Origin of the sequence: Burkholderia aenigmatica, assembly GCF_048627025.1 — a bacterium.
Taxonomy (GTDB): domain Bacteria; phylum Pseudomonadota; class Gammaproteobacteria; order Burkholderiales; family Burkholderiaceae; genus Burkholderia; species Burkholderia aenigmatica.
Genome location: NZ_CP184471.1, coordinates 190,162 through 214,189, shown reverse-complemented (window position 1 = coordinate 214,189; position 24,028 = coordinate 190,162). Strand labels below are relative to the sequence as shown.

The 24,028-nt window shown below is 60.3% G+C and carries 35 protein-coding genes; 28 read left to right on the top strand and 7 right to left on the bottom strand.

Translation table 11 applies throughout. The features are described from left to right. Positions 1-42: 42 nt before the first annotated feature. Entirely contained in the window at positions 43-1,815 is a 1,773-nt protein-coding gene (locus tag ACN8ZM_RS38900; protein ID WP_025496460.1) for an ATP-binding protein, read from the bottom strand. A 199-nt stretch (positions 1,816-2,014) separates the two neighbouring features. Here ACN8ZM_RS38900 and ACN8ZM_RS38895 point away from each other — a divergent pair, with 199 nt between their 5' ends. Beyond that, positions 2,015-2,716 carry a hypothetical protein gene (locus ACN8ZM_RS38895; RefSeq protein ID WP_025496461.1) on the top strand — a complete coding sequence of 234 codons (702 nt, stop codon included), beginning with the start codon at positions 2,015-2,017 and terminating at the stop codon, positions 2,714-2,716. Positions 2,717-2,822: 106 nt separating this feature from the next. Here the strand turns inward: ACN8ZM_RS38895 and ACN8ZM_RS38890 are convergent, their stop codons facing one another. Beyond that, positions 2,823-3,584, bottom strand: a complete 762-nt coding sequence (locus ACN8ZM_RS38890; protein WP_025496462.1) for an NYN domain-containing protein — start codon at positions 3,582-3,584, stop codon at positions 2,823-2,825. Between the two features lie 117 nt (positions 3,585-3,701). Between ACN8ZM_RS38890 and ACN8ZM_RS38885 the strand changes: the two genes are divergently transcribed. Then, entirely contained in the window at positions 3,702-3,977 is a 276-nt protein-coding gene (locus ACN8ZM_RS38885) for a hypothetical protein (protein ID WP_025496463.1), read from the top strand. A 174-nt stretch (positions 3,978-4,151) separates the two neighbouring features. Here the strand turns inward: ACN8ZM_RS38885 and ACN8ZM_RS38880 are convergent, their stop codons facing one another. Continuing rightward, entirely contained in the window at positions 4,152-4,931 is a 780-nt protein-coding gene (locus ACN8ZM_RS38880) for a hypothetical protein (protein WP_137962558.1), read from the bottom strand. Positions 4,932-4,948: 17 nt separating this feature from the next. Then, the gene (locus ACN8ZM_RS38875) at positions 4,949-7,087 is read right to left on the bottom strand and encodes a DNA cytosine methyltransferase (RefSeq protein WP_137962557.1); all 2,139 of its coding nucleotides are present in this window, start codon (positions 7,085-7,087) and stop codon (positions 4,949-4,951) included. Positions 7,088-7,340: 253 nt separating this feature from the next. Here ACN8ZM_RS38875 and ACN8ZM_RS38870 point away from each other — a divergent pair, with 253 nt between their 5' ends. From ACN8ZM_RS38870 to ACN8ZM_RS38825, 10 genes are all read left to right on the top strand, one after another. Next, positions 7,341-7,673 carry a hypothetical protein gene (locus ACN8ZM_RS38870; protein WP_137962556.1) on the top strand — a complete coding sequence of 111 codons (333 nt, stop codon included), beginning with the start codon at positions 7,341-7,343 and terminating at the stop codon, positions 7,671-7,673. 20 nt (positions 7,674-7,693) lie between these two features. Then, the gene (locus ACN8ZM_RS38865; protein WP_137962555.1) at positions 7,694-8,029 is read left to right on the top strand and encodes a hypothetical protein; all 336 of its coding nucleotides are present in this window, start codon (positions 7,694-7,696) and stop codon (positions 8,027-8,029) included. Further along, complete coding sequence (locus ACN8ZM_RS38860; protein WP_137962554.1) at positions 8,026-8,505, top strand: hypothetical protein; 480 nt, start codon at positions 8,026-8,028, stop codon at positions 8,503-8,505. Before ACN8ZM_RS38865 ends, ACN8ZM_RS38860 begins: the two co-directional genes overlap by 4 nt. A 16-nt stretch (positions 8,506-8,521) precedes the next feature. Then, positions 8,522-9,052: a hypothetical protein gene (locus ACN8ZM_RS38855; RefSeq protein WP_137962553.1), complete on the top strand. Its 531-nt coding sequence runs from the start codon at positions 8,522-8,524 to the stop codon at positions 9,050-9,052. Positions 9,053-9,168: 116 nt separating this feature from the next. After that, complete coding sequence (locus ACN8ZM_RS38850; protein ID WP_321533536.1) at positions 9,169-9,330, top strand: DUF6726 family protein; 162 nt, start codon at positions 9,169-9,171, stop codon at positions 9,328-9,330. Positions 9,331-9,340: 10 nt separating this feature from the next. Beyond that, positions 9,341-9,745, top strand: coding sequence for a hypothetical protein (locus ACN8ZM_RS38845; protein ID WP_137962552.1), 405 nt, complete (start codon positions 9,341-9,343; stop codon positions 9,743-9,745). 182 nt (positions 9,746-9,927) lie between these two features. Continuing rightward, positions 9,928-11,307, top strand: coding sequence for a DNA repair protein RadA (radA, locus tag ACN8ZM_RS38840; protein WP_137962551.1), 1,380 nt, complete (start codon positions 9,928-9,930; stop codon positions 11,305-11,307). A 192-nt stretch (positions 11,308-11,499) separates the two neighbouring features. Then, the gene (locus ACN8ZM_RS38835) at positions 11,500-11,742 is read left to right on the top strand and encodes a hypothetical protein (protein ID WP_235996064.1); all 243 of its coding nucleotides are present in this window, start codon (positions 11,500-11,502) and stop codon (positions 11,740-11,742) included. 52 nt (positions 11,743-11,794) lie between these two features. Continuing rightward, positions 11,795-12,154, top strand: a complete 360-nt coding sequence (locus tag ACN8ZM_RS38830) for a hypothetical protein (RefSeq protein ID WP_137962549.1) — start codon at positions 11,795-11,797, stop codon at positions 12,152-12,154. Between the two features lie 31 nt (positions 12,155-12,185). Beyond that, on the top strand, positions 12,186-12,383 hold the full coding sequence (locus ACN8ZM_RS38825) for a hypothetical protein (RefSeq protein WP_137962548.1): 198 nt from the start codon (positions 12,186-12,188) through the stop codon (positions 12,381-12,383). 13 nt (positions 12,384-12,396) lie between these two features. Here the strand turns inward: ACN8ZM_RS38825 and ACN8ZM_RS38820 are convergent, their stop codons facing one another. Together ACN8ZM_RS38820 and ACN8ZM_RS38815 are read right to left on the bottom strand one after the other, a co-directional pair. Next, entirely contained in the window at positions 12,397-12,879 is a 483-nt protein-coding gene (locus ACN8ZM_RS38820) for a DUF7682 family zinc-binding protein (RefSeq protein WP_137962547.1), read from the bottom strand. Positions 12,880-12,900: 21 nt separating this feature from the next. Continuing rightward, on the bottom strand, positions 12,901-13,338 hold the full coding sequence (locus tag ACN8ZM_RS38815) for a hypothetical protein (protein ID WP_137962546.1): 438 nt from the start codon (positions 13,336-13,338) through the stop codon (positions 12,901-12,903). A 360-nt stretch (positions 13,339-13,698) separates the two neighbouring features. On the opposite strand from ACN8ZM_RS38815, the gene ACN8ZM_RS38810 reads away from it, so the two are divergent. Then, entirely contained in the window at positions 13,699-13,980 is a 282-nt protein-coding gene (locus ACN8ZM_RS38810) for a hypothetical protein (protein WP_137962545.1), read from the top strand. A 72-nt stretch (positions 13,981-14,052) separates the two neighbouring features. Here the strand turns inward: ACN8ZM_RS38810 and ACN8ZM_RS38805 are convergent, their stop codons facing one another. Further along, a complete protein-coding gene (locus tag ACN8ZM_RS38805) occupies positions 14,053-14,349 on the bottom strand; it encodes a hypothetical protein (protein ID WP_137962544.1) in 297 nt (98 codons plus the stop codon). A gap of 110 nt (positions 14,350-14,459) precedes the next feature. Here ACN8ZM_RS38805 and ACN8ZM_RS38800 point away from each other — a divergent pair, with 110 nt between their 5' ends. The 15 genes from ACN8ZM_RS38800 (at position 14,460) to ACN8ZM_RS38730 (ending at position 23,967) form a co-directional block, all read left to right on the top strand. Beyond that, positions 14,460-15,137: a hypothetical protein gene (locus ACN8ZM_RS38800; protein ID WP_137962543.1), complete on the top strand. Its 678-nt coding sequence runs from the start codon at positions 14,460-14,462 to the stop codon at positions 15,135-15,137. After that, complete coding sequence (locus ACN8ZM_RS38795) at positions 15,130-15,273, top strand: hypothetical protein (protein ID WP_171030066.1); 144 nt, start codon at positions 15,130-15,132, stop codon at positions 15,271-15,273. Before ACN8ZM_RS38800 ends, ACN8ZM_RS38795 begins: the two co-directional genes overlap by 8 nt. Positions 15,274-15,652: 379 nt before the next feature. Beyond that, on the top strand, positions 15,653-16,174 hold the full coding sequence (locus tag ACN8ZM_RS38790) for a hypothetical protein (RefSeq protein WP_175023352.1): 522 nt from the start codon (positions 15,653-15,655) through the stop codon (positions 16,172-16,174). 168 nt (positions 16,175-16,342) lie between these two features. Then, positions 16,343-16,687 carry a hypothetical protein gene (locus ACN8ZM_RS38785; RefSeq protein ID WP_235996062.1) on the top strand — a complete coding sequence of 115 codons (345 nt, stop codon included), beginning with the start codon at positions 16,343-16,345 and terminating at the stop codon, positions 16,685-16,687. Between the two features lie 220 nt (positions 16,688-16,907). Further along, complete coding sequence (locus ACN8ZM_RS38780) at positions 16,908-18,164, top strand: site-specific DNA-methyltransferase (RefSeq protein ID WP_175023351.1); 1,257 nt, start codon at positions 16,908-16,910, stop codon at positions 18,162-18,164. 99 nt (positions 18,165-18,263) lie between these two features. Then, a complete protein-coding gene (locus tag ACN8ZM_RS38775) occupies positions 18,264-18,947 on the top strand; it encodes a hypothetical protein (protein WP_175026606.1) in 684 nt (227 codons plus the stop codon). Between the two features lie 200 nt (positions 18,948-19,147). Continuing rightward, on the top strand, positions 19,148-19,429 hold the full coding sequence (locus tag ACN8ZM_RS38770; protein ID WP_175026607.1) for an H-NS family nucleoid-associated regulatory protein: 282 nt from the start codon (positions 19,148-19,150) through the stop codon (positions 19,427-19,429). 170 nt (positions 19,430-19,599) lie between these two features. Further along, a complete protein-coding gene (locus tag ACN8ZM_RS38765; protein WP_175026608.1) occupies positions 19,600-19,857 on the top strand; it encodes a hypothetical protein in 258 nt (85 codons plus the stop codon). A 278-nt stretch (positions 19,858-20,135) separates the two neighbouring features. Next, entirely contained in the window at positions 20,136-20,294 is a 159-nt protein-coding gene (locus tag ACN8ZM_RS38760; RefSeq protein WP_175026609.1) for a hypothetical protein, read from the top strand. A gap of 86 nt (positions 20,295-20,380) precedes the next feature. Then, complete coding sequence (locus ACN8ZM_RS38755; RefSeq protein ID WP_175026610.1) at positions 20,381-20,563, top strand: hypothetical protein; 183 nt, start codon at positions 20,381-20,383, stop codon at positions 20,561-20,563. Between the two features lie 170 nt (positions 20,564-20,733). Next, positions 20,734-20,982: a hypothetical protein gene (locus tag ACN8ZM_RS38750; RefSeq protein WP_175026611.1), complete on the top strand. Its 249-nt coding sequence runs from the start codon at positions 20,734-20,736 to the stop codon at positions 20,980-20,982. A gap of 116 nt (positions 20,983-21,098) precedes the next feature. After that, positions 21,099-21,998, top strand: coding sequence for a hypothetical protein (locus tag ACN8ZM_RS38745; protein WP_175026612.1), 900 nt, complete (start codon positions 21,099-21,101; stop codon positions 21,996-21,998). Between the two features lie 188 nt (positions 21,999-22,186). After that, positions 22,187-22,771: a hypothetical protein gene (locus ACN8ZM_RS38740; RefSeq protein WP_175026613.1), complete on the top strand. Its 585-nt coding sequence runs from the start codon at positions 22,187-22,189 to the stop codon at positions 22,769-22,771. A 129-nt stretch (positions 22,772-22,900) separates the two neighbouring features. After that, positions 22,901-23,260 carry a hypothetical protein gene (locus tag ACN8ZM_RS38735; RefSeq protein ID WP_175026614.1) on the top strand — a complete coding sequence of 120 codons (360 nt, stop codon included), beginning with the start codon at positions 22,901-22,903 and terminating at the stop codon, positions 23,258-23,260. Between the two features lie 332 nt (positions 23,261-23,592). Further along, positions 23,593-23,967, top strand: coding sequence for a hypothetical protein (locus tag ACN8ZM_RS38730; protein ID WP_175026605.1), 375 nt, complete (start codon positions 23,593-23,595; stop codon positions 23,965-23,967). Positions 23,968-24,028: the final 61 nt, after the last annotated feature.

Genomic DNA, 24,028 nt, shown 5'->3' with positions numbered 1-24,028 from the left:
AGCGACACATTTCTGCGCCATCTCCGGCTCAGGATCCTCCTTTCAGGACTTCCTTCGCTTCGGCAATTGGGGTACGTAGTCAGCGATCGCGCGAACATGCTTGCCGTGGTGCGACGACGGCCAGAGCCCGAGCTTAGCGAGGCCCTGAACATAGTAGCGAAGCACGTCGTCAACGCACATGCCGGTATCGACCCGGAACATCGCCTCGTGGAAGCGCGAGAGGAAGTCGAAGTCGTGATGATGCTCGCCCGCCGACGTCTCGGGGTGTGCGTATTCATGCACCAACAGGGATACCAGCCAGGCTGCACCACGCTGGCGGATCCCGAGGAGGGATTCGCGTGCTACGGCGATGAACGTTGATCCGTCCGTCCACGCTTCCTTGGTGTCTGAGAGGCCGGCAACGATCTTCCGCGGCTCGGTACGCCAGTCGCTGCCCGGGTAGACGACGCGCTGGACTCGATGGTTGATCGAACGTAGGCACTCGAGTACGAGGCGCTCCTCTTTGCCGAGATCCTCGTCGTCGACGAATGACGCGGTATCGTTCAGCTGCTCGACGAAGTGGAAAAACGGTACGACCTTGATCGGCGCGTCGCCATCCCAGCTAAGGTGAAGCTTCGTTCGTAGCTTTGTGAGGACACGCGGGAGATTGTCGTCGGCCGCAGCAGCATTGGCGATCGTCAGCAGCTTCGGCATGACGACTTTCGCCAGTCCCTCGCGCTCAACCCGCTCGGCAATGCCCGTGTGGCGGCCATCGAAGAGAGTGAAACACCGGCCGGCCAAACCTTCTTCCGGCGAAACGAGTTTCCCGAAAATATCGGGAATAAACCGCAGTTTGAAGATGGCTTTGACAGTTTTCCCATCCAGATTGGCAGGAGAAAAGTAGATGTCGCGGAGGAGGGCGGCGGCCTCGTTGTCATTGAGCTTTTTCACGCGCGTGAGCTGAAAGGCAAATCTCTCACGCACGACCATGTCGATCGTCTGCCACACTTGGCACCGATCCTCAAGCACGCTGTTGCGAGCAAGGTTGACCGCTAGGGGCACGTTCGACGTGATTGCCCCGCCGATGCCGTATCGATGGCTCGGATAGCTGTTGACTAGGATCCCGCGGTTGTAGACTCGCAACTCGTGCGACTCCCGATCGAAGCGATATCGCGCATGCTCGTCTTGGAGATCCCACTTCGCGTCGGCCGGAAGCGTATTGATCTGTTGTCCGTTGACGTAGATCGGAATCGGAGCGTACCGGACAATCTGGCCCAGTTCGCCTCCCGGCCCAACGGGAAAGCCCTCATCGTCCCGAGTGCTACCGACGAAGTACGTCCGAAGGGAGTAGTCGCTCGTTTGGAATCCAACCTTGAAATTGTAGAACTGGCCCGTGATGCGGCAGCCGGCGTACGGCTCGGCGTGCTCAACCAGGTCGTAGCCAGATTCAATGGATTCGTCTTCCAGATCGACGCGCATTTCGAATTGACCGCTGCGCCATACGGTCGATGCATAGGACATGATCTGGCCGCGGCCGCACCTGAAACGACCGTAAAGAGCGTCGCCGTTGACGTGCGGCGTACCGAAGGTCTCGAAGAACTGCTCGATTTCGTCCCGAGACTGGAACCCCTTGCCGTCATCGACGAATTCGAACGCTCCCTTGGCATCGACGGTCAGGTCAATGCGGGTCGCGCCGGCGTCGATACTGTTCATCACGAGCTCGGCGACAGCTTTCGGCAGACTGCCAGACTGCTCATGGATGAGCGTCTTGATGATGGAAGAGTGGATCTTGAACGCGCGGCGCTGGGCTCCGGTCGGCGCGGTGGAAGGGCTCATAACTGATTGCGTGCTTGTTCTCAGAAGCTACAGACGATACCAGCCTGACTCGGATCAGCAACGGCGATTGGTGAGCTGAAATTGGGGGGATTCGGTGTTTGATGGACTGCCCAAGTGACGAGAGCCTCATAATTCAGAATCCGGATCAGATAGCGATCGGGAAGAAGTTGGGGACATACCGGTCGATTTGGAGGGTGCCGTGTCAGACGAAGCAATCATCGCAGCAACGACGCAGGTCGTGTACGCAAGTGAAATTAGCGAAAGTGACTGGTCCGCCGTGAAGCAACGTCACGTCGTGGGCCAATTTAAGGCTGCATGTTGTAACGCAGCAATGGTCCCCAAGACGAGCCTTGGTGGGCTCCGTTTCTTCGCGCATGCGTCCGGGGAATGTGGAAACGCACCGGAGTCGGTGTGGCACGAAGAAACGAAAGCCAGCGTCTTTGACGCCTTCGCGTCTGTGGCCTCATTGGCGTCAGTCGAGTCGCCGGGGCGCGGCGCCGTCGGTCGATGGATTGCGGACGTGCATGTTCGCGTCGGCAATAGGCAGATTGCAATCGAGATTCAACATTCGCAGCAGACATTGGCCGAATATCTCCGCAGGCAACGTCGTTACCGCGATGGCGGCTGGGAGTGCTACTGGTTGTTGTATAGGCCAAGATTTTTCACCCTAGCCAAGGCAGTTGCAACGCGAGTCATCAAAGAGCGATACGGCGGTCGCTGGCCGGACCCGAGTCCCAAGGGCTTCGGATTGCCCGAACTCCCTTTTGCGTTGATCGAAAATCAGGGTAGCCAGATTGTCATGGGCCCGGACTTGAGCATTGACCTTCTTCCTTGGGCGCAGGCGATTAAAGATCAAAGGTACCGGTACGAAGAAGGGCGGTGGATCGTCGCCGATGTCTAGCAGATGCACAAGAATGCAACCGCACGTGTTGGCCCCGAAGCTCACAAAAAAGTTCGTGCTCCCTTGCGATCCAATCCGGATTCCGTCAACGCGACTGCATCGAGGGCTAGGCGACAGCGAACTCGTCGATCTCCACGATGGCCTGATTCTTTCCGGAAAGAAGTCGGACTTCATGATGGGAATTCTGGCTTCCCGGCGCATCCGGAACACGGCGGCACTCGATGTGATTCTGCCGGCTCGCCAGCACGCTCAGAGACGAGGCACCGTAGATGCGCGTATCGAAGCCCGGTTGGGCTTTGCGGAGTTCCGCGCCGACATGCGACAGGTTCACCCAGCTGCCATCTTTCGCCGCGGCGCGCACGGCGCTCGCAAAGAGCCCCTGAATGTCGGCCTTGACCAGCGGCGTTACAATGGGCGGCTCCGCCGGCGTCCGCAGGTCCTCGACCCACGTGAACGTGTCGCAAGCAGCTACGAACGCCTCGCAAGCCTTGCGCTCGCCGAAGCCGTAGACGGCTTTGCCTGACTCGCGCAGGCGAGTCGCGAGGCGCGTGAAGTCGCTATCGCTAGAGACGATGCAGAAGCCGTCGACATTCTCGGTGTAGAGAGTGTCCATAGCGTCGATGATCAGCGCCGAGTCGGTAGCGTTCTTGCCCGAGCAGTACGCGAACTGCTGCACCGGCTGGATCGCGTTGCGGTGGAGCTGGGATTTCCAGCTACCGAGGTTCGAGGTGGTCCAGTCGCCGAACGCGCGACGGATGATCACCTTGCCGAACTTCGACGCGGCCTTGATCACTTCGGTAATGACCGATGCGGATGCATTGTCTGCGTCGATCAGCAGGGCGAGGCGGGGTTGGTTGGTGTCGTGCATGTTGGTTCCGTTCGTCATGGAATCCACGATACCTGGGGCCGTTCACGTTTCAAGGCCGTGCGCGGCGCGAGCAGACGAGATGTATCATCCGGGTGTCAACACATCCGGACAAGAAGCATGAAGAACGAGAACGGCGGTCGGCGTCAGCGGGACATGACTCCAGGCCCGTTCAGTTGGCACCACACCTCACGACGCTTTGTCGGGTACTTCATCTTCTGCTTGATCGCGGGCGGCGCGCTGCTGTTCTGCCTATGGTTCAAACACCGCTTCTGGAATGAACCGTTAGGCTTCGACGGGATCATCTTGTGGTTCGCGATCGTGCTGATCATTGTGGGTCCAATACGGATCGGACTTCTACGATTGATGGAGAGTGGGTTCGACCGCAAGCGATAGCTTGGACTGCCGGGCAGCCTTGCTGGCCGGGAATGCCGATTTCACCCAATTCCAATACCTCGCCCAAGTGGTCCACGGGCGTCAGATTGACGCCTTCAGGCGGCTGCAAGCGCCAGAGCCTGCTGTTGCGGGTCGAGCATCTTCGGGTAGGGCCTTGCCTCAGCGAATGTCCGCTCAAGCAGTCGCTTCTCCCCTGGCCGACCGATACTGAAAACGTAGCAGTGGTTGCCAGGGTGCTTGACGCGAGCGAATGCCCCACTGGATAGGACCTCGTCGATCCATTCCGCCGGCGCCTGTCCGAATCGTCGCTCCGGAGCACCAAGCCGCACCAGATTCCTTTCCGCTCCCTGGGCGCCTTGCTCCTGACGGCGAATCTTCGAGATCGCGCGGGGGGCTGAGCACATGCCCACTCGCGGACAGATGCAGGACGCGGGAGGCCGACCGCCCGACGTAGCGGGCGCTACCTGCTTGGTAGATGATGCCGACGTGCCCTGGCATGACAACCCGCCCGGCAGCGGTGTGTCGTGGCACCGGATCGGAGTAGGCAATCACGCCCTTGATCTGCGGCTTGGACTGCTGGAGCGCAACAAATGCCCGTTTGAGGAAGTACGTCTCCCCGTTGTACGGGACGTTGTCCAGCAAGATGAAGCGACCGAGATCAACACCGGCGGACGGGGCCAGGCCGGTGTACTTCGGGATTGCCGCGTTGTTCATGGGCACGCTGAACACGCAAACTCCCACGAGCTCCGTGCCGCGGAACAGGCCCGCGCGCTCGACCGCGGCGGGATAGCTGGCCGAGTAGTGGTGTTCGACGACAAACTGTTTCGCGACGGAATCGCTGATCAGGTCGACGGCGTAGTCCTGTTTCCGGAAACCTTCGTCCCGGTCGACGCGCCAGTAGTCTCGGCCGAGGCGCCAACGTTGGACAGGGCATGCGTTCGTGGTGATCTGCATCGACATTTCCGCCTCGATCAAGCAGCCGTTTGGGTGAACAGCCGCTCGTGGCCGAAGTTGGCGCGAACCAGAGCCTCCGCCTGGACTGGGGAGACACTGTTGCCGCACATGCGAATCCGCGCAGTGATCGAAAGCGGGATGCGCGGGATGTCGCGCGGATCGCCGGGCACCTGAACGCCGTCTACAAACAGCAGCTTCGGATCGGGGATCTCATGGATGATGTAGCTATCTGGGAACGCCTGCCCTCGGTAGAGCTCGCGATCCTTCAACATACGCAGCGTGATGTCGACGAGAACCCACCAGGCGCCGTCGTGAAGCATCATCACCATGTCGGCGTCTTCAGTGAATTCGTCCGGAAGATGCTCGCGCAGCAGCGCAGCGCACATGCGGGCCTTCGCGCGGTGCTCATCCGGCAGGCAGGCAGCCGGGACCTTCACGGCCTGCACAAGTCCCATGCGGGCCTTGGTCGGCAACGTGTGCATCGGGGCGCCGATGTCCTGCCACTGGCCGCCCGAGCTGTAGTACTTGATCAGATAGGCCGTGATAAGGCGCTGATTGGCACCTTTTGACGCGATCGTCGACAGCGGAGCAGTTGCGGGGCGGCCGCCGTTATCCTCCCAGAAGCCGCCGTTTGCCTGCTCGAAGAAAGCGGTGGCCAGTGCCTGCTCACCGCGATGCGCGCCAGTGATGGTCGGCAGCGGATGAGCCGGCGTGCTGCCGGCGCGCTCGCCGTGATGGGTTACATGCATCAAGTGCGCCGACACGATGCCGAGCGGGGCTGATCCGCCGGGCCGCTTCACGAAGCTGTTGGCCGTGACGGTCGGCATCGGCTCGTCCATCGATGCGCCGGAGCTGCCGGTACGGAACTTCGTGATGTGCGCGGCGACGATCGCCTGCTTTACCCCGCCGGCTACAGCAGTGCCGAGCGGGGCGGTGATCTCCTGCGTGCGTGGCCGCTGGCCCGGGCGCTCGCCGTAGCCGACCGTGATCAGGTGCGCGCTCGCCAGTGCGTGCTGATTCCCGCCAGCCGACACGGTCGACAGCGGCTGCTCGACGCTATCGGCGCCGAGATGCGCCTCGCTCGTGCCGCGCAGTTTCACCATCGTCGGCGCGACGACGGAAAAGTGGCCGCCTTTGACCTGCGCGCAGATCGTTCGCAGGGGCTCGTCGGCGCGCATCGTCCGCTGGTTGCTGGCGTTTGCGTGCTCGTTGACAAAGGGCGCCGCCACGGCGTCGCCGGATGGGACGATAAACGGATTCGGGCTCGCGAGCACGTGGCGCCACATTCCCTTGGCGACGCGGCGCAGTGTGTTGCGCACGAGCTCCTTCTGTCGGCCGAAGATGCTTGGAGCGCTGATGCTGAAATCGATGCACTCGGCAGCCGTGCGGTAGGGGGCAAGCATACCGGCGAGGACTTCGCGCGAGGCTGGTTCACCATGCGTTGGCTCGGGGAACACGATGGGCAGGCCGTCACGCCGTCCAACGATGAACAGGCGCTTTCGAAGCGTAGGCGCTCCGTTGTCGCACGCGCGCAGTTCCCGCCAATCGACAGTGTAGCCAAGGCCGGATACAAGCCGCTTTGCGTCGGGGCTGTCGAGTTCGATCCCGAGTGCTTCGCATGCCTCGGCTAGTGCGGGATGTGTCGCGTCGACGCCACTGGTAATCATTCCGATGAACGCGCGGAATGTCTCGCCCTTCTTGGACGGGTCCGGCACCCAGATCCCCGGAGACACCTCGATCAAATCCCCCCATGTCACAAATTCTTCGACGTTTTCGATCATGAACGTCCGCGGCGACGTTGTCAGGAGCCATCGCAACGTGACCCAGGCCAGCCCGCGGATGTTTTTGGAGACCGGCGTGCTGCCCTTCGCCTTCGAGAAGTGCTTGCAGTCCGGCGACAACCACACAAGGCCGACCGGGCGATTCTGCGTGACCTCGATAGGATCGACGTCCCACACGGATTCGCACAGGTGCTTTGTGTACGGGTGGTTCAGTGCGTGCATCGCGAGCGCTTCGGGATCGTGGTTGATCGCGATGTCGACGGGGCGTCCGAATGCGGCTTCCAGCCCGGTGCTGGTGCCGCCACCTCCAGCGAAGTTATCGATGATCAACTCGTTCCCGAGATCCAGCGGCAAGGTAAAGGCATCGCGCTTCATTTTTTCGTGGTCCTTTGTTCTTAGGCTCGATGGCCTTGAAACCACGATAACAAGCGAGCCTTCTGAAACAAGAGGGGACGAGCGCCGAGTATTTCTGCCTCACATTGACGTCAATTTCCCAGCAGGAAGTTCTTGCCGGTTCCATCTGTTGAGTACCTTTCCCCCCTCGAATAGCGGCTGTTTGACGATTGTTTGGAATCTGGATGGTGGGTAAGGTGGCATCTTCCGGAAATTATTTTTTGGGATGTCCAGAATGAAGAAGCTCATCGTTTTCGCTGCTGCCATCGGCATGTTCTCGGCGGCTCATGCGCAATATGTGTCCAAGCCGCCCGTTTTGGCGCCAACTCAAGGTGCCCATTGCAATGTCGGCTCCGGGCCGTTTCCCTTGATGGCATACGATGCAAATGGCCATTCGATGCAGTGCACGAACACTGGGACGAACGACGCGGGATCGTGGCAGTACGTCGCTGAAAGTGACGTCGATCGCGTCACTCGAAAGCTTGACCAACTGAATGCCACGGATACGCAAATTCTCGCGAAGCTCACGGAGCTGCTCGCAGTCCAACGCGCCAACGTCCAGAAGTAAATCAACCGGGGGCATCTGCGATGGTCGATTTCAGAGCCGAGGCAGAACGTGACCTGTCGCCGAATTTCCTGAGTGGAAGTTTGCAGGGTGCATCCGAAGTATGGCGGCGGATTTGCCGACCGATCACCCGCCGCGCGGCGCGAGGCCGAGCGCTTGCCTTCCTCGATGGTGTGTTGGCTGATCGGCGGCGCGGATCGGACACGGCAGCCCTCGTACTTCCGGAAAAGAATTCGCCGAGCAACGATGACCAGATGGTTATCGCCGATTTTGGCCATCGCCCCGAGCGGGTCCCCCAGTGTCCGTCCATCCGTAATGCTCAGATCCTGAGCATGAACGTCCGTGAGGAAATTTCATGAAAAATCAGATCGTGGCTTCCACTGCCGCAGTCCTGCTTTTGTTCGCTGCCGGCTCCGCCAACGCTGATCCGCTCGGTGTGATCGACGCGCCGAGCCAGATCGTGCCGGCGGTGGCCGCGCCGGCCAACGGATACGATGTCGTGGTGATGCGGCGAGACGCTCGCGGCGCGATCAGCGATTTTGGCGAGCGGCAGACGCACGGCGAGTCCGTGAATTTCGGCGAGCAGTTCAACTATCTGGTTGCCACGAATGGTCCGCGCGACGGGCTCGACGGGTACCGGAAGATGGCGGTCAGCGACATCCAGTCGATGCCGTTCGGCCTCACGACGTTCCGCCTCCAACTGGAGGAAAAGGATTCCGGCAGCGAACTCACGGTCAATCGGCGAGTGTGGCTGAACGCCGGCGAGGATACCGCTGTCGTGCATGGGCTCAACGGCCAGGACTATCTGGTCAAGCTGCGCCGCGTCGACGGCTGATTCGCACGACCTCGCGATGACTAATTCTCTCCCGAAAGCCATACCCGACGGTCGGAAGACGGATCAGGACCGTCTTCGGCAACTCGCGAAGATCGAATCGACGATTCGACTCTCTCGGCAGTTGGCATCGCATCCAATCAAGCTTGGCCCGGCGGGCTATACGGCTCTTTTTGCGGCTGTTCTGTACGCCGTGCTGGTGAACGCCCTCGAGGCGAGCCTGGATCACACCCGGTGGCACGTCAGTGGCGACGTGGGCATCCTCATCAGCGGGGCGGCCGCCATTCTGGCGGGCGTGGTCGCCTATCGACGGTCCCCGTACAAGACGTATACCGGAAGGGTATATGGGTTGCTCGCGGAGTACGAGCCGGTCGACGCCGAAGGCTTCCGCTTGATTCAGGGTCAAGCCGAGAGCGGCTCTCTGAACTCGGACGACATTCTCCAATGGGTCGGATGGGAGCGCCAGGAGATCCGCAGACGATCCGGCCAGACCGAAACGCTCAGCCAAGACACGGCCGCTCGACTGGAATTCATTCGGAAACGCCTCTAACCCCTGGACCGGATGGTAATCCGGCCCAACTAAACGCACCGGGTACCCGGTCAGGAAGCCGGTAGCCAATCAGGCCCGCCGATGCGGACCGGGAACTTCTGAGCAGGAAATCGCTGATGAAACGAGTATTGCTGTTGGCCCCGATCTTTGCCGCACTCTCCGGTTGCGGTATTGCTGCGGCACCGTGTCGAATCACGTCAGCCGGCCTCGATATGATCCCACTGGTTGGGCACGTTCTGGCCGCCCCGAGCAACGCTTGCGCGGCCGTAATCGATTGAGGACTGCCCCATGATCCGGCGTATCTTCCGAGCGCTCGACCTGAGCTTCTGTTTCACACAGCGTGCACGGGATGCTCAACTCGCGAGCGTCACGACCGGGATTTCCGTCTCGCTCATGTATGACGGTGGGCTGGAGGTTCAGGCCGACGATCTTGTTCCCGCTTTCCGGAAAGGACAGCCGAAAGTCGAAACCCTCTACGTCGTCGGCCGAATCCTGGAGGGAACTGGCGGCGCATTCAACGCCTTCCACGCGATGTATGACCCCAAGGCCGACTCATGGATGACGCGAGCCAACGGTGTGAGCCGCAAACGTGGGTGCGACGATTTGTGGCTCCAGATCGAAGAATACGAGGATGCGTATCGCGCGGCGGTGGGGCGAATGCGAAAGCGCGCAGCGTTCGGCACAGACACGTGACGACAAGGGCTGCCATCGGGCATTTCAGCGACCGGTATCGGAAACTGTGGGATCTGACGCTGCCCCATAGAACGGTACCTGAGTCCCCTTGAAATCCGGCTTCTGTCTGCCAGCATGGTTCCGACCAATCGAGGCGCGGCTTTTTCAGGCTGTTCCCGGTTCAATCCTGACAGGAACCATCCGTGGCCAAAGCAAAGACCGTCTATAGCTGTACCGAGTGCGGGGCAACCGCCCCCAAGTGGCAAGGCCAGTGTCCCGGGTGTAGCACGTGGAACACGCTTGTCGAAACTGCTGCCGACACCGGATCTGGATCGCACCGCTTCCAGTCCCTCGCAAAGAGCGCCCCGGTCCAAAAGCTGGCGGACATCGAAGCGACTGACGTGCCGCGATTCTCGACTGGCGTCGGCGAATTTGACCGCGTCCTCGGTGGCGGCCTGGTGGCTGGCGGCGTGGTGCTGATTGGCGGCGATCCGGGCATTGGGAAATCGACTCTTCTGCTGCAGTCCCTCGGCGCGATCGCTGGCGAGCGCAAGACGCTCTACGTGAGCGGTGAAGAATCGGCAGCGCAAATCGCCCTCCGCGCTCAGCGCTTGTCGCTGCTCGAGGACGATTCGAAGGCCAGTGACCTTCAGCTACTCGCCGAAATTCAACTGGAGCGTATCCAGGCGACGATCGAGGCTGAAAAGCCCGACGTGGCAGTGATCGATTCGATCCAGACGATCTATTCGGAGGCGCTGACCTCCGCACCGGGGTCAGTGGCCCAGGTTCGTGAGTGTGCGGCGCAGCTCACGCGGATCGCCAAACAGTCCGGTACCGCGATCATCATGGTTGGTCACGTGACGAAAGAGGGCAACCTGGCGGGGCCGCGCGTGCTCGAGCACATTGTTGATACGGTGCTGTATTTCGAAGGCGATACCCATTCGTCTTTCCGGCTCGTCCGGGCGTTCAAGAACCGCTTCGGCGCAGTGAACGAGCTCGGCGTGTTCGCCATGACGGAAAAGGGACTGCGAGGCGTGGCGAACCCGTCGGCGCTGTTTCTGTCTCGTCACGATCAGACGGTTCCGGGTTCCTGCGTGATGGTCACGCAGGAGGGAACGAGACCGCTTCTCGTGGAAATTCAGGCGCTGGTCGATGGCACTCACTCCCCGAATCCGCGGCGCCTCGCTGTCGGCCTCGAGCAGAACCGGCTCGCGATGCTGCTGGCGGTGCTACACCGGCACGCGGGCGTCGCATGCTTCGATCAGGACGTGTTTCTCAATGCCGTTGGTGGAGTGAAGATCACCGAGCCGGCCGCGGATCTTGCCGTGCTGCTCTCGATCCACTCGTCCATGCGAAACAAGGCGATGCCGAAGGGGCTGATCGCCTTTGGAGAGGTCGGCCTGGCGGGCGAAATTCGTCCGTCACCGCGCGGACAGGAACGCTTGAAGGAGGCTGCGAAACTCGGTTTCTCGGTGGCGCTAATCCCCAAGGCGAACGCCCCGAAACAACCTATTGATGGGCTTACTGTGGTCGCGGTCGACCGGATTGAGGAGGCGATCGACAAGGTCAAGGGGCTGGAATAGTGGGGGCAGGGGGATTCGGAACTATCTTGAATGCTTTTCGGAAACAAGTTGAAAGATCAACCGCTGGACCGTACTGGGCATAGCTCGGCAAGCCAAAGTCAGAGTTGATTTCTTGTACGGACGCCTCCAGTATTTCGAATCGCGGGTCAAGCTTGGGCGTTGTAGGCCGATAAACGGATGAATGTGGCGGGGATGCAAAGCATGAAAGGCGTCGGAGAGTTGAAAAAGAAGGGAAGCGACGGCCAAGTGCCTGGCTGGACGCTGTTGGTCGGTTTGCTGGGCTGGGTCGTTGCGCCGATGATTTTGGTGGCATGCCAAGATCATGCCCTCTCGTGGAAGGTTGGGATTCCGGCTTCGATCGCCGCGATCGCCATTGGCGCGTTTCTGGAGCGATGGCTGGATCGCAAGTACCAACCGGCGTGCGAGCGCGGTTAGCTATGGTGATTTCCTGGCTCGAGTGTTTTGCGAAGCGGCGCTACATTGACGCATGGACCTGATCGAACCGAAAATTCGCCCCGTATGCGATGCGCTGAATGCCATCGCGGACGTCCGCACGCTCTGGTCATGCGAGGGCCATGCTTCACGGCCTTCTCGCCCCTATGTCGTGTTCGAGGCGCCAGAGACGATCGCTCTGCAGATCCACCGAATGATCGGGGATGGGCATGCCGGCGGCGCGCTGAATTACTGGTGGAACATGACGGCAAACTTCCGGGAAAATGGCCAGCTACAGTGGCTCATCGAAGCGCCGACGATTCCGGGCTGGCATTACCTACCGATCGCCAGGCGAAGGATCGACGCGGAGTTGCGAACGTTCGCCTCGCTGCTAAATGATCGCCAGTGGGCGTGATCGAGATTGGGGAAATCAGGTGACCAGCGCCATGATCAAGTCTCTCCCCCTGTATAACCGACAGCGTTGGCTCTCTCTCGGCCTGGCGGTCATCATTGCCGTCAGCATCCCCATCGTCATGAGGCTCGAACCGAAGTGCTCACCTCAATTGCCGATCGCCGGCGCAGTCGCGTTCGTCCTGTGCATCCGGGCGGCACGAGGATATACGCTTCGCGCGAGGAAGAAGTAATCTGCCTGCCCGGCTAGACCAGCAGGTTGTAGCTTTCGTGCGAGAGGAACTTCAGAGGCTTGAGAGATGCTGCGTCGACCAGCAGGCGGTACCGCAAACCCAGCGGGATCGAAAAATCGCCGCGTCGGGACGTCAGCATCTTCCCGCCAAGAGTAAGGGGATGTGCTCCCTGCTTGAGTCTGCCTAGAACCTCCAACGCACGCTCGAGAACGGCCGGCAGATGCATTGCTGCGCTCAGATCGATCGGCGCGTTCGCGGCGGCCGCGACGAGTTTTGAGCGGTGCGCAGCAGCTTTCTCCGCGGCGCGGCGCGATTCATCCGCGATCGCAGCACGCCGTGCATCGACTTCGGCCGCCGCCATGGCCACTGCTTCGGCGTGACGGTCTCGGCGTGCCTCAGCGGCCTTTGCCGCCATCAGTGCAGGACGTGCCTCGTTTGCGCATCGATGGCAGAACTTCCCCAAGCCGGAATGGCCGCATTCGAATCGTTTTTTCATGGCTGAATGTGTGTGGCTGCGTTACTCGCTCTCTACGGTGGCGAGCCACGCCATCTCACGCGCCTTGTCTACAGCGGCATCCATTTTCGGCGCAGTGTCTCGATCGATCCACCGCTGTACGTTCTCGTGCCACGTCTCGATCGCATACCATTTCACCTTGCATGCGCTTCGCTCAACCACCCGGACGGGATGCGGGCAGGTCTCATTCTGCGGCAGGAACAGCACGAGCTCCGAAGTGGCCGGCATCATCGACCTTTCCTCGTGGAATATGTACGCGAAGTGGGGTATGGCAGGCTCGTCCTGCACTGGCGCCGGTTCGACTTCAGGCGTACCACCTGCAGGAGAACTCGCCGGGAATCCATGCAGAACCAATATGCGAGCCAGAGCAGCCAGCGGGGAAAGCGTTACCTGGTTTGGTTCAGACAGCGGGATGTTTCCGGAAAGTAGTTGATTCAGCATTCATTCTCCGATGCAGCCGGCGAGCGCGATCGCGCGGGATGTGCCCGTAAATTACGGCAGCAGATGCCGATTATTTAGGGTCATCGCATGTAGTCCTATTCCAAGGCAACCTGACGTCCTAGAAGGGTTGTGCCTGTTCTTAGTGTCCGATACTTCCTGACGAGAACGCAAGAGATGCTTCCCACCAGGAAGGATCTGTATAATCGGTCGTGATTCGACCTATCGGCAGCTGGGCCGCAACCAGCCAATCGGCCTCTGGCCATGAACTTCCGACGCCATCACGCCGTCACTCACCTCAACCCATACGGGGCATTCTGTCCCGCTGGGCGTCTGCTTCGTAATTCCCAGGAGCAGCTACTCATGTACGACGCAAAAACTGCAACCGACTACGTCAAGGGGGCGTTCCCCTACAAATTCGACAGGATCGAGGTCACCGGCGGCGTGTTTTCCGGTCCCCCGCCTGGCGATTATCTGATGGCCGATTTTCAGCGCCCTCGCGAGCCCGTTTCCTTTTGTCTGCTGGGCGAATGGTATTGCGACTACCCCAGCGGTCCTCATTTGGGCGTCCTGGCCCACATGGTCGCTGACATCGTCGGTGGCGGTGGATTCTACGGATTGGCGGGTGCTCGCCGGATCTCATAATTTCCGATTCACCAGCGGGCGTGTGATATCGGACGTCCACGTCGCAAGGTGATCGCGGACCGGCACTGCAATTTATTTCCTGACAGGAAGTTTTTCGCCTATATTTAAGGCGTTTTCAACGGTAGCTGGACCCAAAACCAGCCAGTACGGCAGCTGTAACGCCGTCATCCTTTCACACCACTCTGGTGTTTTACCCTCGCGGGGCTTTCGTCCCGGAGGGGCGTCTGCTTCGCTGCCCTCAAGGAGCAGACCATGCCTTTCCTGTACGTTGTGCAATGCGATCGCTGCGGCCATTCCCACCGTGGGGTATTCAACGGGGATTGCCGTCACAACATCGAATGCCTGACCGGCGACCATTTCGACGCTCATTTCGGACCGGCCGGCAGGCAGATCCGTAAGTCGTCCAAGTGACTGTTCACATGATCCCTGCGGAGCACGCCCGCGAGGGCTAATTCCGCTGAATTCAAGGAGCAGTCACCATGGACGGTATCCAGTATCGAAACGGCAGTGCGATCAAGCACTTTCTGTCCGCATCGGCTGCAATCAGCTATGCGGCCAGGAATGAGATCGGGGATTACAAGCTGCGCGAGGTCACGAAAGATGCAATCGTGAACGTCGCGCTCGAGTGGACCCCGGATCCTTCCAAGATCCGCGAGCAGGAATATCCGCAGATTTTCGATCTCAACCCGCACGAGCGGAGGGGGATGGAACTGCTGGCGATTTCTAAGCATCGCGGCTGGAGTCTGTGCCAGCACGATCCATGGCTTTACGAGGGGACGCTCGACGCTCTCTCACGATACGTGCTCGTGCAGGCCTGCGCGATGATTCAGTTTCCGTACCCAACCGGAGACGAAGACAAGCGTCGCAAGGCTAAGCTTGACGCGATGATCTTCGCGGATGCGAATCCGCTCACGACACGTCGCGTGGGCAGTTTTTGCTTCGCGGTGTGTCCGAGGGTCGTGTACTTCACGGCGCCCCGCTACGCGGCAGGGTGGATGCGAGGTGAAGTGGCCACGGCAATCATCGAAATGATCGAGGGCGACGACGGCGAGGAGCTTGACGCCGTTCTGAAGGCCATCCCCGTGAACGGCGGTCCCCGCGATTTCACGGCGGTGGTCAAAGCCACCCTCGAGCAGTTGGAGGTGACGTATGGCTGATCCGAAGCTCACGCCTGCAGCGGACTGGCAAACACCAGTCCGAGGTGCCAACGACGACGAGTATCAGATCTACGTTGCCAACGCAATTGCGCTGGGCTGGAAGGTCAAGAGCTACGACGACTGGCTCAACAGCTAGGCGCCCGCGGTCTTTCAGTTTACGACCAGCGTGGGGCAGGAGATTCCCTCGGGCATCTCCAGCCGCCTGTCTCGACACGTCGATTGAAGTGTCGATCATACGGCCCGTGGCGCCCCCGTTTTGGGGGCGCCACGGGCCTTTTCCATTTGTCGGGTACGCCGGTGCTGAATTTCGGAGATTCGCGTCGGCAGATCCTTAGGGGGACGTACCTGATGACTCTGGCAGCTCTAAAGCTGTGCAGGGGGGCTCTCCGTTAACAGGGTGTGAATTCCTCGCTGCCGCCCATTGAAAACGAGGGCGCGGTCTGGATAATGGCTCAATCGTGGGATTCGAATGGCAGGGAGGAAAGGTGATCGAGATAAGACGCCGGCGGCAAGGGATGTTCGACGTGGTGTTCGGCCTGGACGAGCTGGAGGATCTGCTTCGCAAGCATGGCTGTGCCGGTGTCGTCGATATCGATTCCGGCATGAAACTGGAAGTTCATGACGTCTACGGCCGAATGACCGTGTTCTCGCCCGGAGCGATTTCGAGCATCTCGGCTACAGCGGCAACAGTCATCGCCATGGCCAGCAAAGGGAAATTCGTTCAACGCACCGGGAAGCCCATTCCGCTGCGATCCAACATTGATATCGAGCGTGTCGACCAGGTCGCGGTCGTAATCGATCGGGACGAGGGCGGCTGTAGCGTCACGAACGACATTCTCGCCGTGGTGGATCATCTTCTGCGCAACGGGCACGTCCGCGAGGACGACGCGTTCGTGTACCGCGACAGTATGAAGGTCTACGACGGCGTGCAGGTGGTCAACGGTGTGTTCGGTCGCTTCATTGCGCTGCAGGAAACTGATGCGATGCGCGCAGTTTCCCGTCTCCGGGAGAAGATGGGACCACTTCGTAGCAAGTAGCCTCCCGCTCCGTGAAGCGCCCTCCCAAGATAAATTTTCTCGGGGAACAAGACAGGAAGCGCATGGCAGATTCGAATAGGGGCGATTCGCCACCACTGCATACCATGGGACTTGCTTTCGTGAAACGCCTTGTTAGCCTGACGGGAACAAGCATTCCTGGGGAAAATGATGAGCGAAAAAGATGCGAGCGCCGTTTTGGGTGGTAGTGCGCATAGTGCAAGTGACGTCGGCCGAGATTTACCTGCTACGAACAGCGAAGCCAAAGTCCATCAGTTTGCTCCCGGCGATCGGGTGCGTGTCTCCGAAGACGTGAAAACCAGATACTTCCCTCAGTCGGAGCAGGCCGGACGTGCCGGGTGGACTGGGACAGTCAATACCCTGTGCAGCCGCCCCTTCGAAGATCACGTCTATGTGGACTTCGACCTGCGCCCGCGGCAAAGACGTCAGCGTCTCAAGGAATTCATGGACGTCCGGGATCTCGAGCGGGCGCCGGAAATTCCGTCGGCCAAGTAACTTAACCGCCCGATTCAGCGCTGTCGGTGCTCCGCTTGGCGGATTCCCATCAAGAAGTTATCGTGTACAATCAACCTGATTTCCCACGGTAGCTGGTCCGTATCCAGCCTCGGCCCTTTTGCGGCTGTAATTCTGGCATCCCTAGCTGGTGCCGAATCTTGAACCCTAGCGGGGCACACAGCCCTGCAGGGTTGTCTGCTTCGCGTTCCCGGAGCAGAGCATGAATCAACCTCGACCGCGGTCTCGCCGCAAGGTCTCGCAAGACCAGATTGTTCTGCCGTTACTCGATTGCATCGAAAACGAAGGCGGCAAGGCGCATACCCACGACCTTTACGACGCGATCGCACTCAAGTGCGGCGTGCCGGATGTCGAACAGCAAGAAACGACGCTACTCGCAGGACGAAATGTCAACGTGTACCAGCGATCTGTCAGGTGGGCGCAGCAGCGCGCCCGTTTGATGGGGCTGATCAACTCGTCCGGTCGCGGCGAATGGGATCTGACGGGCAAAGGGCGAGACGCACTTCGTCAGGCCGCACCTGGCATCGTCATCACCATCTTCACGACGAGCAAAGGTGTGGCGCTGTTCGGCGAAGCGAAGGAGGCCGTCGCGCACATCGACGACGGATCTCTCAGACTGATCCTGACGTCGCCTCCGTATCCGCTTCTCCGCGAAAAGCAGTACGGCAATAAGCCTGTCGAAGAGTATCTCGACTGGTTGATGCGGATTGCCGAACTGTGGCCGCAGAAGCTGGCGGGCGACGGCTCGGTGGTGCTCAATCTTGGAGACGTATTCCAGAGCGGCGAGCCGATGTTGTCGACGTATCAGGAACGGTTGATCATCCGGCTCGAGGACGATCTGGGATGGAAGCTGTGTTCCCGATACGCCTGGCACAACCCGTCGAAGATGCCAGCGCCGGCGGAGTGGGTTACCGTGCGCCGCGTCCGCGTCAAGCCGTCGCTCGAGCAGATCTACTGGCTCGCACCGAACGGCGATCCGTATGCCGACAATTCTCAGGTACTCGTGCCGTACAGCGAGTCCATGCGATCGCGCATTGCCGCGGGTGGTGAGAAGGCGGCTGTACGACCCAGTGGCCACGAGCTGTCGGCCGGCGCTTTCGACGTCGACAACGGAGGGGCAATACCACCAAATCTGATCGTCGCGGCGAATACCGAGTCGAACAGTCATTACATGAAGGCTTGCCGTGAGCAGGATCTGCCGGTCCATCCGGCGCGGTTTCCGGGCGCTGTCCCGGAACACTTCATCAAGCTGTGCACGATGGAAGGCGACACGGTCTACGACCCGTTCTCGGGTTCGTTCAAGACTGGAGCAGAGGCTGAGCGGCTTGGCCGGAACTGGATCGGAAGCGAATTGATGCTTGACTACGTGTTGGGGGGAGCAAACCGCTTTCCGGATGCAGTACTGACACGGCAAGGCATCGGTGATTTCCGGCGGGCCGCGGATCTTTTCGCCTGCTAAGCAGGCATGTCGGCACCACTCCCGGTGCCTCATTTTTTTACCCTAGCGGGAAGCTGTTCCCGCTAGGGGGCGCTTCTCACACGTATCTTGGAGTAGCGCATGAACAACACTCAATCCCAAGTCATCGAAGCTTTCGAGGGTTACCTGGCTTACGACGGTATTCGAATCGATGTCGGGTTTCAGGCGCCGGCCGGCGCGACGACAGCTCAAAAGGACGTGGCTTTTCTGGCGGAGCTCGCTCAGCAAGCGGAGATCAACTATCTGTCGGTTGGCACGAGCACCGTCCCGGTGACCTCCGCAACGCCTGCCGCCTCGTGCTTCTCGACGGCCGATGCTGACCGTCTCCTCGGTCTGGCCGACCAGTTCCTCGAGGACTGGAAGGAGACCGATCGAGACGATCGCCGAGACGGCGGGGTGGATCCGGAACTGGTCGAGCGCCAGGCAGAATACGCAGCCATCCGCCCTTTGTTCGTGGCGGCACCGGAGATGTTCGCGGCAATTCAGGAGCTTTTCCCCAGCCTCGAACTGCTGCCGGACGGTGCATTTCGCCTGACCGTCGCGAGCAACGGCGAGTTTCGCCAGTGGATCTGTATCGTTCGACAGTCCAGCAGTCAATGGATCGTCGAGCACAATTTTTCCACTGAGCAGTTCGAGGTGGAGTCGTTACTCGAAGGCCTGCGACTCGCAGATGAAATGCGGGACAGTCATATCGAGGACATGGCCCGCTGCGCGAACCAGCTTCCCCGGAAGCAGGTTACTCAAGGCGAGTCATCGCGCCCGTAAGTGAAGTGGTAATCCCGCCCGCCAAACGTCCCGCTCCGCGGGGCGTTTGGCGGGTTTTGTTTTTGTGGCAGTCCAAGTTCCTCATTGGAATCGGAAAGCATTTATGAGGATCGCTTGTCTCCACGCGTTCTGGCGATAAAATGTGCGGCGCGGACCAGTGATAGAGTTCACTGCCGAGATAAATAGGGAACATACCTGGTATGGCCAATCGTTACAAAGACCTTCTCGCCCAACACGCGGCGCTCGAAAAGCAAATCGAAGAAGCCCGCAATAAGGAGCGTGGCGACGCAATCAACACCATCAGGCAACTGATGCAAGACTACGAGATCACGACGGCCGATCTGACCGTCAAGAAGCGCAAGGCACGGAGTCCCGTCACGCAGAAATACAAGGATCCGAACTCGGACAAGACCTGGAGCGGCATGGGCAAGCCGCCGGCATGGATCGCCGGCAAGGATCGTCAAGCCTTCCTGATCGCATGAGCTCCACAGCCATGCACGCGTGGAGCATCGCTCAGGGTGTTGAGGCCGCGGCGCTGGCTGGCGCCGGCGCTTGGTGCTCCCGGGCCGGGAAATGGAAGCTGGCCTTTGTACCGTTGGTCTGCGCGGGCATGATCGGCCTGGTCGCGGTTACTGGCTATTAGGGGACGGGGATGTCGGTCGAACTACTTCATGACCGGGTGTACTCGAAGAGAGAGATTGAAAAGTGGCTGGCCGGGACGGCGCAGGTCAAGCCGCGATCGCGCGCATGGAACAATGCGCTGACGTCGGCCGGCAGCACGATTGTGGGCGAGGATACGTACCTTTTCGTGCCAGTCAGCGAGACGCACTACAGGGTGTCCCGGGCGAACGCAAAAGAGGTTGTCGAGGTCTTCAAGGTCTTGGACGAGGTTTCCGGGATCAAGAGTTGAAGCGACAGTGGTACGTCTGCGCGGCGATCTTCGCTGCCGGTGTCGTTTTCGTAATCGGCGCAGCGATTCTCCAGCACTGATCGGCCGCAGCGACAGATTCACAGCTTCCTGTCAGGAAATTTTTGGTATGATGGGGGCGCTTCTCACGGTAGCTGGACCGAAACCAGCCAAATCGGCCGATCTTGGGCCGTAACCTTCCTCGCACCGTTCGGTGCTCACCCTCGCGGGGCGTTCATCCCGCGCGGGACGTCTGCTTCGCATTTTTCAAGGAGTAGACGATGCCCTTCATCGAAGTGATTGACTGCGGTTGCTGCGGCTATTTTCACCCTCAGAAGTCCGATGGTGACTGCCGAGACAACGCTGATCGCCTGACCGGCGACCAGCTCGACGCCCAGTTCGGCACGGCCGGCTGGCAAATCGCGGAAAAGGCTGAGTAAGCCACTCCTTCTTCAGCCCCCTGGGGTCCATGTTCCCCTGGAGGGAGCGTGGACTCCGAAAAGTCACTTTCTTTTAGGAATCCATCATGCGCAAATCGAAGAACCGTACGATCGCATATCTCGACGAGCAGCTGGCCAGACAACGCGCACAGCGGGAGGCGTCCGTTCGCGCGGGCCCTGCAGCTCAGAAACCGGTCGATCCCTACGAAATCACGTTCGCGCCGGCGGAGCAGTGCGACGACGCTGCCCAAGCGCTCGACGCAGCGTGATGTATCCGTTCGCAGCCAGCCAGCGATGCCGGTTGGCCGTATCTGACGTGGCCGCAAGGCCGACTTCCAGGAGCCGGCCATCCCGCAAGGGGGGCGGGCTCCTTTCCCCGGGCGGGGCACTTATCTCTGTCCGGGGTGAGTGCTTCGAAAAGCACCAGAAGGAGAACGTCATGGCAGAAAGCGCAGTTGAAGCGGCGGTATCCGGCGAATCGGCAATGGACCGTCTCGACCGGATTCTGGCCGACTATGGTTTCAGTACGGACAGCCAGTCGCCCCGGCAGTACTTCCTCGTTTCGACGGTAAAGGAAAACGCCGAGGAAGCCAAGGACAAGGACCTCGTCGAGGCCTGCGTTCAGAAGCTGAAGTCCATGCGCGAGTCGGTGTCGCGCCAGTTGTTCGCCACGAGCCTGGCGCACTGATTCCCTGAAGCACGAAATAGACGCCCGCATTCCGGTCCCGACCGGATGCGGGCGTTTGCATTTCGGGTATGCTGACGGAAACTTCGTGGCGGGAACCGATTCGGCGAGAGGGGATCATGGCAAGCGATCGTGGATATGATTTCGACGCAGCGTATGTGCTGATGGATCTGTTGCAGAGAGTAGAGCCGGGCGCTGTTACGGGTGCCCTGCTGGCGGAAGCTCGCGCAATATCCAGCGGTAGTTCGGATCTCGCCATGCTGGAGCAGTCCGATTGTCTAACACGCATCGCTCGAGGCCTGATGGACGGGAAGGTGCAGGAGCGAATCAAGGATCTTCGCGAGCAAAGTGGTCGGGTGCATGATCACGAGCAGGCCATAGAAAGCATCTGTGGCAAGATTGAGACCACCGCAGGAGTCGTATGGGCAATCCTGTTCAGACTCTCCGAGGTGACGCAGTTCGGCGGAAGGGACGCGATTCCACGCGCGATGCCCCGAAATTTCGAGACGTCCAGATTCGACCTAGATCGTCTCCTCGCGGCATCCAAGCCTTACACCGAGTGGAGTCCGGAGACACAGGACTACCTCCTCAAGGGCCTGGCCGCTGACTTGGCCGCTTATCGAGATCTGTTCGATGCCTTTACGGGCGGCGAGGAGTACATAGAGAGGTTCGAACTCATTGTCCGACCAGGGCAACTGTACCGGCTCGTTGAGTTGAGCGATAGCCGTGAAGAACTGCATGCCAAGGCTGAACAACTGATCAAGAGTCTCGATGCGCTGAAGAAGGAGATGGCTGATATCCGCGATCTCGGCCCGCACGTCGATCACTGGTGGCGAGACTTCCTCAACGGCTTGAGGGGAGAGCTGGTCGCCGGCGAGCTCAGCCAAGGGCTCGCACCATTCGTCCAGCCGATGAAAAAGCTCGAAGTCGGCACTATGATCCAGGTCTCGAACAGGTTGTTGAGTGACGATCAGCAGGTCATTCCAAGACACGAGGCGACCGCGGCGCCGGCCGGCTGACACCGAGCCGCGCACGCTGATCATCGCAATACCCTGTCGCCCGCGCCCCTGAGCGCGGGCGATCGCATTTTGGGTGAGCCGCGAAAGGTCTAGAAACCGGTGAGATTATCGGTATCGTCGGGGCTTCCCGTGGATATAACAAGGGTGTGGCAGACTGCTGGAAGCAGCGAGCGCCGATATTCGATCCAATGAACAAACGACCCAAATACAGGCCGGGTACGCTCGATCGCGTACTCACCTTCTTCAACGAAATTGGCATTCCGGCGCGGTATGAGCCGGGTGCGACCGGCTTCACCGAGAGCGTGCGCATCGAGCGCGGCGAGCTGCTGGTGGATCCGGCGTGCCGGATTTCTGTTCTGTTGCACGAGGGCGCGCATCTAGCGATCACCCCCAAGCGCTTTCGACATCTGATGTGCGGCAACCTGTACGCCGGTCGCAGTGAAATGTTCCGCCAAGTGGGGGAGATGGGCCTGCCCCCGGACACGCCGCTCTACAGGGCGGTCATTCAGAGTTCCGATCCGGAAGCGACGGCGTGGGCCTTCGCGGCGGGACTGCACCTCGGTTTCTCCAGAGAGGAGATTATCCAGGACGACCAGTACGACGGGGATGGGGAAACGATCCGACTGGCCTTGTTCCTACGCTCCTACGCTGGCATCAACGGACTCGCGCACGCCGGCTTCTGCGCACTGCGGCCCGGTCACCAGCTTCCGGTTTGGCCGGAGCTCGCGTTTTGGACCCAGGAGGTTGACGCGGAAGGGTGGCGAGACCGTTAAGATGCTGCTCGCCGCAGGACACGCCTGCCTCCGGCGAAGAAGGGCACTTGAATCCGGGTTCGCCACCGATAAGATGACTTTACATCCGACGCACCCGCGTCGATACAAACCGCTTACGAGGACAAAAACATGATTCGCAAACTGCTTGTCGCTTCGATTGCCGCCGCCGCTCTGCTGAACGTCGCCGCCTGCTCTTTCACGCAAGGCGTCAAGCCGGACGCCAGCGTCAACACCAGTTTCGTCAAAGGCGTGAGCACGCTGAGCGACGTCGAAGCCAAGCTCGGCCAGCCGATGAAGACGGTCACGAACGCGGATGGCACCTCCACGGCCACGTTCCACTACGGCGAAGCGCACCTGGGAGCCCTGGCGCTGGTCGGTGTCGGCGCTGCCACGGGCCAAGACATCATCACCGTCGTGAATTTCGACAAGCGCGGCAAATTCCTGACCCTCACGCAGGAAACCGACAACCGCAAGACGTCGGGCTTCTAAGCCGGCCCGATCGCGTCTCGCTGTCCCAGACAGGCCCGGAAATCCCGTTGCGGGAGGTTTCCGGGCCTTGCTACATTCTTCCCATGCTGAAGAACTGCCTCCGGGCGAATGCCTTCCGACTGACGGCGGCGGTCGGGAATCGTTCTGGCTTCCTGTCGAGAAATTCCGGGTATAATTTCCCTTGATTTACCCGGTAGCTGGGCCGAAACCAGCCATTCCCGGCCGTGTTCTCGGCCGCGATCTCTCTGCACCGTCAACGGTGCGTTCCATTTTTTACCCCTGCGGGATGTTGCTCCCGCGTGGGCGCTTCTCGCTCGTCCCAGGAGTAGCGTATGAATATCCAGTCTGCTATCCATCAGGAAGCCCCGCTGTCGGGCGTCGCATCACGGCCCGCGCGTGTCGTGTTTCTTCCGGAAGGTTACAACGGACACACGATGGCCTTTTGTGCCGAGCCGGACGCCGTGGAGGGCAACGTCGTCAAGCTCCACTGCGCCGAGCCCGGCAAGGAGTACCTGATCGCCTGGCGTTGCAGGGCCGCCTTCGAGGCTGCGCTCATGTCGCGGGAAGGCAGCGCGGAGGTCACGCTGGCGGAACGCGGAATCGCCGGGTGGCGCGGCACGAACGACGACGAGTACCAGATCTACGTCGAGTCGGCCAAGGCACTCGGGTGGAAAATCAAGACACACGACGAATGGCTCAATAGCTGACCGTCGATTTTTTAACCCTGTGGGGACGCACATCCCCGCTGGGTGCGTGCTCCTCACGATT